The sequence below is a fragment of the Ensifer soli genome (assembly GCF_041928815.1).
Taxonomy (GTDB): Bacteria; Pseudomonadota; Alphaproteobacteria; order Rhizobiales; family Rhizobiaceae; genus JBHFEI01.
Genome location: NZ_JBHFEI010000005.1, coordinates 174791 through 187064, shown reverse-complemented (window position 1 = coordinate 187064; position 12274 = coordinate 174791). Strand labels below are relative to the sequence as shown.

Annotated in this window: 10 protein-coding genes; 2 read left to right on the top strand and 8 right to left on the bottom strand. The window is 67.3% G+C overall.

Features of this window, described 5'->3' with window-relative positions; all coding sequences use genetic code 11:
- Window positions 1-102 precede the first annotated feature (102 nt).
- From ACEVQ6_RS09720 to ACEVQ6_RS09710, 3 genes are all read right to left on the bottom strand, one after another.
- Window positions 103-1305 (bottom strand): GTP-binding protein, encoded by a 1203-nt coding sequence (locus ACEVQ6_RS09720; RefSeq protein WP_374888755.1) that lies wholly within the window; start codon window positions 1303-1305, stop codon window positions 103-105.
- Between the two features lie 595 nt (window positions 1306-1900).
- Window positions 1901-2773: a transposase gene (locus ACEVQ6_RS09715; RefSeq protein ID WP_374888754.1), complete on the bottom strand. Its 873-nt coding sequence runs from the start codon at window positions 2771-2773 to the stop codon at window positions 1901-1903.
- Window positions 2774-2927: 154 nt separating this feature from the next.
- Window positions 2928-3419 (bottom strand): thioesterase family protein, encoded by a 492-nt coding sequence (locus tag ACEVQ6_RS09710; RefSeq protein ID WP_374888753.1) that lies wholly within the window; start codon window positions 3417-3419, stop codon window positions 2928-2930.
- Window positions 3420-3625: 206 nt separating this feature from the next.
- On the opposite strand from ACEVQ6_RS09710, the gene ACEVQ6_RS09705 reads away from it, so the two are divergent.
- Together ACEVQ6_RS09705 and ACEVQ6_RS09700 are read left to right on the top strand one after the other, a co-directional pair.
- Window positions 3626-4432, top strand: a complete 807-nt coding sequence (locus tag ACEVQ6_RS09705; protein WP_374888752.1) for an enoyl-CoA hydratase/isomerase family protein — start codon at window positions 3626-3628, stop codon at window positions 4430-4432.
- 11 nt (window positions 4433-4443) lie between these two features.
- On the top strand, window positions 4444-5229 hold the full coding sequence (locus tag ACEVQ6_RS09700) for an enoyl-CoA hydratase/isomerase family protein (protein WP_374888751.1): 786 nt from the start codon (window positions 4444-4446) through the stop codon (window positions 5227-5229).
- A gap of 23 nt (window positions 5230-5252) precedes the next feature.
- Here ACEVQ6_RS09700 and ACEVQ6_RS09695 read toward each other — a convergent pair whose 3' ends face one another.
- The 5 genes from ACEVQ6_RS09695 to ACEVQ6_RS09675 form a co-directional block, all read right to left on the bottom strand.
- Complete coding sequence (locus tag ACEVQ6_RS09695; RefSeq protein ID WP_374888750.1) at window positions 5253-6116, bottom strand: amidohydrolase family protein; 864 nt, start codon at window positions 6114-6116, stop codon at window positions 5253-5255.
- Window positions 6113-7705, bottom strand: a complete 1593-nt coding sequence (locus ACEVQ6_RS09690) for a phytoene desaturase family protein (protein WP_374888749.1) — start codon at window positions 7703-7705, stop codon at window positions 6113-6115. Before ACEVQ6_RS09690 ends, ACEVQ6_RS09695 begins: the two co-directional genes overlap by 4 nt.
- Window positions 7706-9349, bottom strand: coding sequence for a class I adenylate-forming enzyme family protein (locus tag ACEVQ6_RS09685; RefSeq protein WP_374888748.1), 1644 nt, complete (start codon window positions 9347-9349; stop codon window positions 7706-7708). It lies immediately after the preceding gene.
- Between the two features lie 78 nt (window positions 9350-9427).
- Window positions 9428-10915 (bottom strand): aldehyde dehydrogenase, encoded by a 1488-nt coding sequence (locus ACEVQ6_RS09680; protein WP_374888747.1) that lies wholly within the window; start codon window positions 10913-10915, stop codon window positions 9428-9430.
- A 136-nt stretch (window positions 10916-11051) separates the two neighbouring features.
- Window positions 11052-12161 carry a CaiB/BaiF CoA transferase family protein gene (locus ACEVQ6_RS09675; RefSeq protein ID WP_374888746.1) on the bottom strand — a complete coding sequence of 370 codons (1110 nt, stop codon included), beginning with the start codon at window positions 12159-12161 and terminating at the stop codon, window positions 11052-11054.
- Window positions 12162-12274: the final 113 nt, after the last annotated feature.

Here is a 12274-nt window from a genome sequence, read left to right as displayed (position 1 = left end):
AGGCGTTCGGTGCGCGCAGCCGCTGCGCCGGACGATTTTCCGAACGGGAGAGGGGCAGGCGCGACGCGTCCGGGCGGCCCCGGCCGGAACCCCCGCGCCCGCTCACGCGGCCCTTCGCCCCCAGTCCGGGAAGGGATCGGGCAGGCCGCGCCACCGGTCGGGCCTGAAGGCTGCCTCGTCGATCAGGCAGGCGTCCAGCGCCGCCCTCAGCGCCGTTTCGTCCATCGGGTCGGCGCCGATGAAGACGATCTCCTGGCGGCGGTCGCCCCAGACCGGATCGAGATAGGGCGCCATCGTCGCGAGGAAGCGCGGATCGTCCGGCCATTGATCGCGCGGCACGGCGCTCCACCACAGCCCCATCCTGCCGGTCCTGACCAGCGCGCCCGCCTGGCTGATCTCGCCGACATGCTCGGGGCGGGTCGCCAGCCAGAAGAAGCCCTTGGCGCGCGCGACCCCCGGCCAGGCGCTGTCGATGAAGGCCTGGAACCTTGCCGGATCGAAGGGCTTCTTCGCCCTGTAGACGAAGGAGCGGATGCCGTACTCCTCCGTTTCGGGCCTGTGGTCCCTGAAGCCGTGCAGTTCCTTGTACCAGAGCGGATGGGTCTCGGCCCTGGCGAAGTCGAAGCGGCCGGTGCCGAGCACCGCCTTCAGGTCGACGCGGCCGAAATCTGCCTCGACCAGCCGCGCATCCGGGTTCAGCGCGGTGACGATCTTGCGCGCGGCATCGCGTGCCCCGGGTGTCGCGGCGCTGATCTTGTTGAGGATCACGACATCGGCGAATTCGATCTGCTCGACGAGGAGATCGACCAGCGTGCGCGCATCGCCCTCGCCCGCCGTCTCGCCCCGATCCGAGAGGAAGTCTGCGGAACTGTAGTTCGCGAGGAGATGGGCGGCATCGACGACGGTAACCATGGTGTCTAGCCGCGCCACGTCCGACAGACTTTGCCCATTCTCGTCGCGGAAATCGAAGGTCGCGGCGACGGGCAGCGGTTCGGCGATGCCCGTCGATTCGATCAGCAGGCAGTCGAAGCGGCCCTGCTCGGCAAGCGCGCGCACCTCCCGCAGCAGGTCGTCGCGCAGCGTGCAGCAGATGCAGCCATTGGTCATCTCGACCAGTTGCTCCTGCGTGCGCGACAGGTTGGCGCCGCCGTCGCGCACCAAGGCCGCGTCGATGTTGACCTCGCTCATGTCGTTGACGATCACCGCGACGCGCAGACCGTCGCGGTTCGTCAGGATGTGGTTGAGGAGCGTCGTCTTGCCGGCGCCGAGAAAGCCGGAAAGCACGGTGACCGGGAGTTTCTTCATGCTGGATCCCATCTGGTTGGATCTGGTGTTTGCGTGTCGGACGAGGGGTCCGGACGGACGTCCGGATGTTTCCATGGCGGGCCTGCCGAAGCGGCCGCTCCGGCGCATGCGGGTGGCGATGGCGGGGCCGGGCCGTGCGCTTCTCCGGGAGACGCGGACATGTCTGCCTCCACCGGGGGATGCGCCGCGCCGGCTGCGCGGAGGATCGCCGGGCCGCGACCACCCCTGGCCCTGTGAAAGCGGGGACGAGACCGACTGTCCTTGCCGCCCGGCGACTGCCGGCGGGAACAGGCATGTGCCGTGATCCCCCGTCCACGCCGTGACATGGCCCGGTCCCGGCCGTCCTTGGAGAGCGATTGCATCTTATGTTATACCGTTACATCATGGAGAAAATGTAATAACATTACATGAACCGGTGCTGTCAATCCCCAAGGGTCGACACGCGGGCTTTCACTGACCCTCCCCGGTCCGGCGCGGGCCGCCAGCAGCAGCACCGCGCGCCGTCATCGACGCGGCCAACGCGCGAACGGGGGCTGACGGCGCGTGTCGAGGTGAGCGGGTCCGGGGTGCGGGGGCTGCGCAAGGGCGCGGCCCGTCAGGTCGCGACGGCCGGCGGCGCGAGACCGGCCGCTTGCCGCCCGCCATCGCCGGCAGTCGCAACGCGACCGGCGTTGTGCCGCACGCTGCAGATGTCCGCCCGGTGTCGGGCGGCGCGGACGTTCCACGGTGGCGTGAGGCGCGGCGGTCTCCTTGCGGCCGTTCGGAGCCGGCGTCGGGCGTTCCTTCCCCTGCGTGCCGGTTGTTGAATGCCCCGATCCGGTGTCCCGCACCCGGTCAGAACGACCGGCGGGCCTGCGGGGCGATGCGCGACGTCCTCCGGAAGGATGGCCGCGGCCGCGTCTCTTTCCGATCGAGGGAGGCCCCCGCGCCTAGAGACGCCATCGCCCTGCAGAGGGCAGACAGACTCCTTGCCTCCGGCGGTCCCTCCGGGGTGCCGAGGCATACTGGCGGCGGCGCTCTGACATGCCGACGGCGAGCACGGGGATGCGGCCCTTGACGATCGGCTGGAAACAGGTCGGGCGCGTCCGCCGGTGATCCCGTCGAAGAGCGATGTGTCCAGGCCGTGAGCGACGGGGTTCCGGCAGAACCGGACGAAGACGGCGCGCTCTGGCGTCGCCTTCGATCGAAAAAACCTGCAGGACCGCCGGAACGAGGCCTGATCGCCCAGGGCTTCCGCCAGCTTTCCATCCGACAGGTCGTACCGGATCGACAGGAGCGCTGCTTTGGACACGGCTGGTGGCGACGAGACCGGCTCATCCCTGGCCGCGCAGAATGCGACGGCAAGCGTGTCGTCGGCGGGTCTCCGGTCGATCAGGCAGCCAGGATCATCAAGCGAGGCGGCATGGCGGTCGAGAGCACATCCGAAAGCGTCCCGCCCGATTCGGCGACAGCTCGTCACAACCTCCATCTTTCGACGGCGCTGTTGAACCTCTCACGATCACGTCGCGAGCGACGGTTCGGGACGCCAATACGTTCATCGTCGACCTGGTTCTATCAGTTTTGCCGCGCGTCGCTGGCCATGTTGGCCTGCAAAACAGGATCGGCGACCGCCTTAAACGTCCCTACGCGCCCCGGTGCGCCAGCCCCGGAGCCTTTCCGATGCCGTCGGGTTTTGGCACATGCTCGAAGGCAGCGACGAGCTTTGCGAATATCCCGATATGGTCCGGGCCAAACGGGGTCGAGCGCGCCGCCTCGCCCTCCCTCTGCGAGACATGGACCGAGATGCATTCATAGGTCGCGAGAAGGCCCGCCGGGCCGAACATCTCGAAGTAGAGATGGAGCCTCTTGTCGCTCCGGTCGAGCAGCCGGTATCCGATCGTCACCTTCGTACCGCTGTGGGCTTCGCGCAGGTACCGGATCCGGGTTTCGACTGTGTACATCGTGCAACCGGTGCGGCGGCGATACGCGGCCTCGAGATCGAGCCGGCGGAAGAGGTGGGCTGCTGCGGTGGCGAACAGTTGCGCATAGGCCGCCTCGGTCATGTGGCCGTTATAGTCCACATGCGCGTCATCGATGGTGGCGCTGTAGACGGTCTCGGACGTCTCCTGGTGCATCAGCGTTTCTCCGGTCGGGCAACGGCACTTGGGTATCAGGGCGCGAGCGCCTGCGCCAATGCGTCGGCGGCGCCGGGGCCGGGCTTCCGGGTTATGGGTGGCACGCCATAACCGTGCCCGGGCGGCCGGCGCCGAAAAGGCTATTGGAAACCCCGCCGCGACGCGGGCTAGAAGGGAGTTTCCTCAACAGAGCTGGAACCGTGACCATGACCGACCGCTTCGCCCGTTACACCCGCCTCGTCTGCGACCGGCCGCACCCCAACGTCCTGCGCGTGACGATGACCAACGGGCGGATGAACACCGTCGATTCGATCATGGCACGCGAGCTGATCGACATCTGGCGCGACGCGGACCAGGATCCGTCCGTCCATACCGTCCTGGTGACGGGGGCCGGCAAGGTCTTTTCCGCCGGCGGCGATTTCGACGCGGTGGAAGAGGTGATGAACAGCTTCGACGCCCGCGCGCGCAGCTGGAAAGAAGCGCGCGACCTCGTCTACAACGTCATCAACTGCAGCAAGCCGGTGATCAGTTCGATGCGCGGCGTCGCCGTCGGCGCGGGCATGGTGGTCGGCATGCTGGCCGACGTCTCCATCGCCACCCGAGACTGCAAGCTGATCGACGGCCACACGCGCCTCGGCGTCGCGGCCGGCGACCACGCGGCGATCATCTGGCCGCTCCTGTGCGGGATGGCCAAGGCGAAATATTATCTTCTGACCTGCGACAGCCTGAACGGCGAGGAGGCCGAGCGCATCGGTCTCCTGTCCATGGTGACGGACGACGCGGATCTCGACGCAAAGGCGCTCGACGTGGCCGTCCGCCTCGCCACCGGCGCCCAGAGCGCGATCCGCTGGACGAAATATGCGCTGAACAACTGGCTGCGCCAGGCCGGGCCGATCTTCGATGCCTCGCTGGCCCTGGAATATATGGGCTTCAACGGTCCCGAGGTCGCCGAGGGCGTTGCCTCGTTCAAGGAAAAGCGCGCGCCCAACTTTCCCGGCAACGTGCCCCTTTGAGGAGACCGCCAGTGACGCTTGCCTACGACACGAACGGCCCGATCGGCACGTTCACGATCGAGAACGGACCCGTCAACGTCTTCAATCCGGCGACCCATGCCGCGCTTTACGAAGCCCTTAGGGCCTTCGAGGCGGACCCCGACATCAAGGTCGGGGTCATGCGCGGCGCCGGAACCCGGGCGTTTTCGGCCGGCGACGACCTGAAGTTTCCCACGCCGGTGCTCGATGTCGAGCAGAAGCTGACGCGGCACTTCTACCACACCCATTTCGCCGACACCGAGCCCGGCTATCCGGGCTGGGACCGCGAGGTGATGGCCCTCAGGCGCTTCAAGCCGATCGTGGCCGCGGTCAATGGCTGGTGCCTCGGCCGCGGCTTCATGTATCTCCTGCATCTCACCGACATCCGCGTCGCCGGACAGTCGGCCCGTTTCGGCATGCCGGAGATCAAGTTCGGCATGGGCGGCGGCGGCGCGATGATGCTGGCGCACCGGCACCTGCCGCGTGCCGTCGCCATGCAGCTCCTGCTGACCGGCGAGCCCATCGACGCGAACGAGGCCCACCGCGTCAACATCATCAACCGCGTCGTCCCCGACGCCGAGGTCGGGGCGGCGGCGCTGGCGATCGCCGAAGGCATCGCCGCCCATCCGCAGACGGCGATCCGCACCGAAATGGAGGCCTATCTTCGCACAGAGGACATGGACCGCGAGAATGCGCTCGCCTTCGCCGAACACCTCTACCGTCTCCAGCGCCTCGCCGCCTCCGGACAGAATGCCGACATCGACTTCAAGAAGGGCTGAGCCGGGCGCGGCCTCATCCGCGCTCAGCCCTGCGGCGTGAGGCCGAGGAAGGCCGCTGCATTGTCGTGCAGCCACTTGCGTTTCACCGCGTCCGCAAGCGGCAGGGTCCGGATCTCGTCGACCGAGCGCTCGACCGGCGTCATCGGATAGGACGATCCGAAGAGGATGCGGTCCGCCATCAGCCGGGCGCCATATTGCAGCAGGCCGCCATAGCCCGAATGGGGGATGGTCAGCAGTTTGGGCCGCACCGCCACGAGGCCGATCCAGAGGGTCGGGTGCCGCCATGCGACGCCGATCAGCTCGTCGATCCATGGCCAGCCGGGCGGGGAGGCGCAGACCCTCAGTCCGGGGAAGTCGACCAGCACCTGGTCGATGTGCTCCGGCCTGCCGAAGCTCATCGGCGTCGCCTGCGAGAAATTGATGCCGCAATGGATGTTGACCGGGATGTCCAGCTCCAAGCACACCTCGTAGAGCGGATAGAGCAGCCGGTCGCAGGCCTTCAGCCGATGCTCGAAGCCCTGCACGTTCAGCCCCCTCAGGCCGAGATCGAGCACCGCGCGCCGCAACTCCGTCACGGCGGCCGCGCCCTTGTGCGGGTCGACGCCGGCAAAGCCGATGTAGCGGCTGCCATGCTGCCGGCAGAAGGCGGCGACGTCGTCGTTGGTGATCGCGAAACCGAATGTCGTCTCCAGGTCGCGTGCCTTGATGACGACCGCCTGCGCATCGAGTCGATCATACATGGCGAGATAGGCGGCAAGGTCGTCCTCGGGGCTCAGGGGCGCCGTCAGCTGCTCGCTTTTCTCGTAGACCCGCCGGTAGTTCGACAGATGCGCGCCGGTCTTCATGAACTGCGGAAGCGGCGGCTTGCTGGAAAAATCGATGATCATCGCCCGAAATCCCTCAGGATGACCTCGGCGGCATTGTGGCCGGGAATGCCGGTGACGCCGCCGCCGGGATGGGCGGACGCGCCGCAGAGATACAGCCTGTCGATCGGCGTCCTGTAATTCGCATAATGCGGTGCGGGCCGGCCGAAGAACATCTGGTTGAGGCTCATCTCGCCGTGCTGGAGATGCCCGCCGGGCAGATCGAAGATCCGCTCGTAATCCAGCGGCGTCAGGACCTGGCTGTGCAGGATCAGATCACGAAAGCCGGGGGCCTGCGCCTCGATCGCCGCGGTGACATGGTCGAGCAGGACGCCGCGTTTCTCGTCCCAGCCGCCGCCCGCCGGACGGTTCGGGACATGGCCGCCGAAGATGCTCATCACATGCTTGCCGGCGGGCGCCAGCGAAGGGTCGACCAGGCTCGGCGTCATGACGGTCAGGAAGGGTTCGCTGTCGATCTCGCCGCGCTGGGCCGCCATGTAGGAGCGCTCGACGGCCTGCGTGCCGGAGGCGAGCCGCAACTGCACCGGATAGTCGAAACCGAGCCGGCGTTCGGAAAAGTTCCTGAAGACCGGCAGGCCGTCGAGCGCGAGATGGACCTTGAACACGGTCGACTCGGCGCGGAAGCCGCGAATCCGGGAGACGAAGGCGGGCGGCAGTTCCTGTTCGGGCAACAGCGTCAGGAAGGTCGTCCGGGCATTGGCGTTGGACACGACGGCCTTCGCCTCGATGACATCGCCATCGTCGAGAACGACCCCGGTCGTCCGGCCGTTCCCGACCCTTATGGCGCGGACGGCGACGCCCGTCCGGATCTCCATGCCGGACGCGACACCCGATGCCGCAATCGCCTTCGTGATGGCGCCCATGCCGCCGACGACGAAGCCGGTGCCGCCGGCCGCCGTCGTGTTGTCGCGAAGGTAGGATCGCGACAGGGCGAAGGCGGTTCCCGGCGTCTTGTAGGCCGCGTTGCCGCCACCGCCGCCGGCGGCGTAGAAGCCGAGCGCGGCGATGGTGATGTCGGACTCGAACCATTTTGCCAGGTAATCATATGCGCTGAGCGTGAAGAGGTCGTAGAGCTCGTAGAATTTCGAGACGGCGCCCCGGTGGCGCCAGGCGAATTTCAGCGTGTCCAGGACGTCGCCCGGCCGCCGCGACGTCGGGTCGATCGGCCGCGACCACATCAGGCTCCTGACGAGGGGCGCGAGCTGCTGCATATGCCGGCGATAGCGCGGCAGGGCTTCGGCGTCTTTTTCCGAAAATTGCCGCAGCTGATCGGCAAAGGCGGCCGTGTCGTCGTGGAACACGAGATGGCGGCCGTCGGGAAGGAGCTGCACCAGCGGATCCGGCTTCATCACGGCAAAACCGTGCGCCTTCAGATCGAGATCGAGAATGACCTTCGGCTGCAAGAGGCTCATCACATAGGAGGCGGTCGTCAGGTGAAAACCCGGCCAGAGTTCCTCGGTCACCGCCGCGCCGCCGATGATGTCGCGGCGCTCGACCACGCAGACGCTTAAGCCCTTGCGGGCGAGATAGGCGCCGCAGACGAGCCCGTTGTGCCCGGCGCCGACGATCACGGCATCGTAGGACGTCTTCATTCAGCCGATCCATGTCCCAAGCGTTCGATCGTAGGTCGCAGTCTGCGCATCGGCCGTCTCCTGCACGAGAATGTGCTTGGCGATCTTGGACGAGCCCGTCCGCGGGAACGCGTCGCGGAAGGCGAAGAAACGCGGCACCTTGAAGTCCGCCAGGTTCGCCCTGCACCGGTCGATCAGCAAGGACACCAGACGGTCGTCCCGGTCGATGTCCGGCTTCAGCACGATCCATGCCTTGACCTCCTCGCCGCGCATGGCGTCCGGGACGCCGACGATGGCGGATTCGGACACTTCCGGAAAGCTGTTGAGGACCGATTCCAGTTCCCGGGCCGCGATGTTCTCGCCGCTGCGGCGGACCATGTCCTTGCGCCGGCCGATGATGGTGAAGAAGCCGCGCTCGTTCTGCGTGAAGAGGTCGCCGGTCCGGAACCACTCGCCGAAAAACGCCTCAGCCGTGGCGGCCGGGTTTCCGTAGTAGCCTTTGAGGATCCCGGTCCCGCGGACGACGAGTTCGCCCACGTCCCCGACGGAAACGGCCCTGCCGGCCTCGTCCACCAGCTTGCAGTCGCGAAAGGGTGCCGGACGCCCGCAGGAGCCCGACCCGACCATGTCGGCCGCCTCGATGGGCATGAACAGCGTCGGCCCGAGCTCCGTCATGCCGAAGGCCTCGCGGGCGGTGAGGCCGAACCGGGCCTGGATCTCCGCATGCAGGGTCTTCGGAACGCCGTAGACATTGGCGCGGACGATCCGGTTGTCGCGGTCGGAGGCGGCCGGCGGCTGCTTGTGCAGCACCCACGGGAAGAGGCAGAAATTGATCTCATAGATGCGCAGCCAGTCCAGGAACCGCGAGGTGCTCTGCCGGCGGGCCACATGCAGCGTGCCGCGCTGGAGGATGGTCATCAGCAGGATCCATTGCGGATCCATGTAGTAGAACGGCGTGGAGGCCAGGAGGTTCTCGTAGCGCTTCCCGTCGCGGAAGGCATTGGAGTAGCCCGAGACGATCCAGTAATCCTGGGTCAGCATGCAGCCTTTCGGAAAACCGGTCGTGCCGGACGTATACTGGATGTTCATCAGATCGTCGCCGCCGACCGGCTCGGCGGGGGTGAAGCTTTCCCGCGGCGCTGCGGCCAGTGCCTCCCAGGTCGCGGCTCCCGCCGTGTCCCCGCCATAGACGATGATCCGATCCGGGCGGATCGAGACATCGTGATCGGCCATCGCGCCGGCAAGCGTCGGCAGGTGGTCGGCATGGAGGATGATGTACTCGGCGCCGCTGTCCTTCAGGATATAGGCGAGCTCCCGTTCCTTGTAGCCGACATTCACGGGCACCATGACGGCGCCGATCCTCGCGAGCGACAGCCAGGTCAGGGGAAAGGCGGGCACGTTCGGCAGCATGACGGCGACATGCCGGCCCTTGCCGATGCCGTGGGCGGCGAGAGCGGCGGCAAGGCCGTTCGTGCGCCGCCGCAGCCCGTCATAGGTCTCGCGCTCGCCAGTCTCGATGAAGTGCCAGACCGTCCGGCCGCCGGCCTCGGTCGCTGCGTCATCGACCAGCGTCGCCAGCGACCCCGGCAGCGGTCGTTCCTCCACGGACCGGACCCGCTCCTTGACGAGCGGGAGATAGTCGTTCAGCGGCTCAGGTCTATCCATGAAATCACACACAGCTCAAACGGTCCGGTCAGCGACCAGATAAAAAATGTCCAGGATGTCGTCGTGCCTCGGGCGGTGCTAGTGAGCGATCCAGATCGACTTGAGATCGGTGTATTTCTCAAGCGCGTGCAGGGACTTGTCGCGACCGAAGCCGGACTGCTTGAAGCCGCCGAAGGGGGCCGACATGCTGCCCTTGTCGAAGCAGTTGACCCACACGACCCCGGCGCGAAGCGACTTGGCCGCCCGGTGCGCCTTGCGGATGTCGTCCGTCCAGACGGCGGCCGCCAGGCCATAGATCGTGTCGTTGGCGACCGAGATCGCCTCGTCGAAATCCCTGACGGTCAGCGCGCAGAGCACCGGGCCGAAGATCTCCTCCTGGGCGATGCGCATGCTGTTGGAGACGCCGTCGAACACGGTCGGGGAGAGATAGTAGCCGTTGCTGTCCAGTAGGGTCCGGGCGCCGCCGGCGACGAGCCGGGCGCCTTCCTTCTGGCCGATATCGATATAGTCGAGGACGCGGCCGAGCTGGGTGTCGTCGACCAGCGGCCCGAGACGGGTCGCAGGATCGAGCGGATCGCCGGGCGACAGCGCCTTGGCGATGGAGACGACGCGCTCCAGGAACGCATCGCGGATGCCCTCCTCGACGATCAGCCGCGATCCGGCATTGCAGACCTGGCCGGCATTGGCGAAAATTCCCGCCGCGACCGCCTTGGCCGCGCCGTCGAGGTCGCTGCAATCCGCCAGCACGATGTGCGGGCTCTTGCCGCCGAGTTCGAGGCTGACGCGCTTGGCGTTGGACTGGGCCGAATACTGGAGGAAGTATTTCCCGACCTCGGTGGAGCCGGTGAATGTGATGCAGTCGACGTCGGCATGCAGCCCCAGCGCTTTGCCGGCGGTATGGCCGAAGCCCGGGATGACGTTGAACACCCCGTCGGGAACCCCCGCCTCGGTGGCGAGCGCCGCGAGGCGGATGGCGCTGAGCGGCGACTGTTCCGCCGGTTTCAGGATCATGCAGTTGCCGGTTGCAAGCGCGGGGCCGATCTTCCAGGCCGACATCGACATCGGATAGTTCCAGGGAACGACGGCCGCGACCACGCCGAGGGGTTCGCGCACGACCAGCGTGGTCATGTCCCAGGCCCCCGGCGCCACCTCGCCGTAGATCTTGTCGATCGCCTCCGCCGACCAGGCGATGCAGTTGGCGGCACTCGGGATGTCGCCGGTCGTCGTGTTCGTGATCGGCTTGCCGACATTGAGCGTCTCGAGAAGCGCCAGCTCGTCGCGGTTCGCCAGGATGAGCTCGGCGAACCTCAGCAGGATCTTCTTCCTGTCGGCCGGCGCCATCCGGGCCCAGCCGTCGAAGGCGCGCCGGGCGGCCCCGACCGCGATGTCGACGTCACGGACGTCGCAGGAGGCGACGTCGACGAAGCCGAGGCCGTTGGCGGGATTGACGCTCCGGAACGTCTCGCCCGTCACGCTCGCGACGTAGCGGCCGTCGATATAGGCCCGCCCTTCGATCTTCAGGCCCTGCGCCCGCTCGAACCAGTAGTCGCGGCTTTGAATGGTCATGTTCGGCTCCAAGATGCTTTCCGTGTCGATCGCGGCGGCGACCGGGCATTTCCGATGTCAGATCTAAGCAATGATGGCAGCGCCCGGCCAATATCCTTTGATCGGTCGCGCGCCTGCGCAATGTTATGAGGCGAGGCTATCTCCACAGCGCCGCTGCGTCCGCCATCGCGTATTCGACGAATCCCCGGCGCGGGGCCGGCGGTGCCCCGTCGATCCAGCTCGGACGGTTGACATCCACCACCGCGCCGCGCCGCGAGATCATCGCGCGATCGGCGAACTGCGGGAAGGCGACAACCTCGTCGGGCATCAGGACGCGCTGGAAGCAGCAGTCGGCCGGCGCCAGCAGCGCCTCCCACGCCGCAGCCTCGCGGGTCGAGAAGAGCGCGCCGAGCAGCGCGATCAGCTCCGTCTGCGGTGCCGGGTCCGCATTGCGGCCCATGAGATCCGGACGGCCGACGGCGGCGCAGAAGCGCTGCCAGAAACGATCCTCCTCGGCCGCGAGCGTCACGAACGTCCCGCAGGCCACCCGGTAGAGATTGTAGCAGGCGAGGCCGCCCGTTTCCGGATCGACGCCCCGTGCCACCGCCCCCTCGGCGCCGAGCGCTTCGGAAAGCGTGGGGCCCTGCCAGGCGAGAACGACGTCGCTCATGGCGATGTCGATGTAGCAGCCCCGGCCGGTCGTCTCGCGCCTGAGGAGCCCGGCCAACACCGTCATTCCGGCCTGGAGGCCGGCGGCGAAATCGGAGACGGGCGGACGCGTCATGACGGGCGCGGCCGCCGTACCCGACAGGCCGAGCCCCCCGCCGGTCGCCATGTAGGTCAGGTCGTGACCCGCCGCCTGGGCCAGGGGTCCGTTCTGGCCAAAGCCGGTGATCGCACAGTGCACGAGGCGCGGATTGATCCGCTGCAGCGTCTCCCGGTCGAGCCCCAGCCGGTCGAGAACGCCGGGCCTGTAGGATTCGATCAGCACGTCGGCGCGGGCGACGAGGTCGCGCGCGACCGCCCGGGCCGGCGCCGTCTTCAGGTCGAGGCGCAGCACGCTCTTGCCGCCGTTCATCGTTTCGTAGGAGACGGAGACCGGCCCTTGGCGCACCCGCCCGACCTCACGCATCGGATCGCCCGCCGGCGGCTCGATCTTGATGACGTCGGCGCCGAGATCCGCAAGGCTGAGCGCCGCGTAAGGGGCGGGAACATACTGGCCGAGTTCCAGAACCTTCACGCCGGCAAGCAGGGGAGGGGTGGCCATGGCAGCGGATCCTAGAGCATGTTCCGCCGAAGCGGGATCGCTTCGGCATCGCACAACGGGGCAAAAACAGAAGGAAAGAGCACGTTTGGGGAATAGGTGCTCACCGGACGTGT

Excerpts from the sequence above, each read along its gene's own strand:
- ACEVQ6_RS09705 (WP_374888752.1), top strand. The coding sequence starts at position 3,626 with ATGACCGACCGCTTCGCCCGTTACACCCGCCTCGTCTGCGACCGGCCG.
- ACEVQ6_RS09720 (WP_374888755.1), bottom strand. The coding sequence starts at position 1,305 with ATGAAGAAACTCCCGGTCACCGTGCTTTCCGGCTTTCTCGGCGCCGGC.
- ACEVQ6_RS09710 (WP_374888753.1), bottom strand. The coding sequence starts at position 3,419 with ATGCACCAGGAGACGTCCGAGACCGTCTACAGCGCCACCATCGATGAC.
- ACEVQ6_RS09675 (WP_374888746.1), bottom strand. The coding sequence starts at position 12,161 with ATGGCCACCCCTCCCCTGCTTGCCGGCGTGAAGGTTCTGGAACTCGGC.
- ACEVQ6_RS09695 (WP_374888750.1), bottom strand. The coding sequence starts at position 6,116 with ATGATCATCGATTTTTCCAGCAAGCCGCCGCTTCCGCAGTTCATGAAG.
- ACEVQ6_RS09690 (WP_374888749.1), bottom strand. The coding sequence starts at position 7,705 with ATGAAGACGTCCTACGATGCCGTGATCGTCGGCGCCGGGCACAACGGG.
- ACEVQ6_RS09680 (WP_374888747.1), bottom strand. The coding sequence starts at position 10,915 with ATGACCATTCAAAGCCGCGACTACTGGTTCGAGCGGGCGCAGGGCCTG.
- ACEVQ6_RS09685 (WP_374888748.1), bottom strand. The coding sequence starts at position 9,349 with ATGGATAGACCTGAGCCGCTGAACGACTATCTCCCGCTCGTCAAGGAG.
- ACEVQ6_RS09715 (WP_374888754.1), bottom strand. The coding sequence starts at position 2,773 with ATGGAGGTTGTGACGAGCTGTCGCCGAATCGGGCGGGACGCTTTCGGA.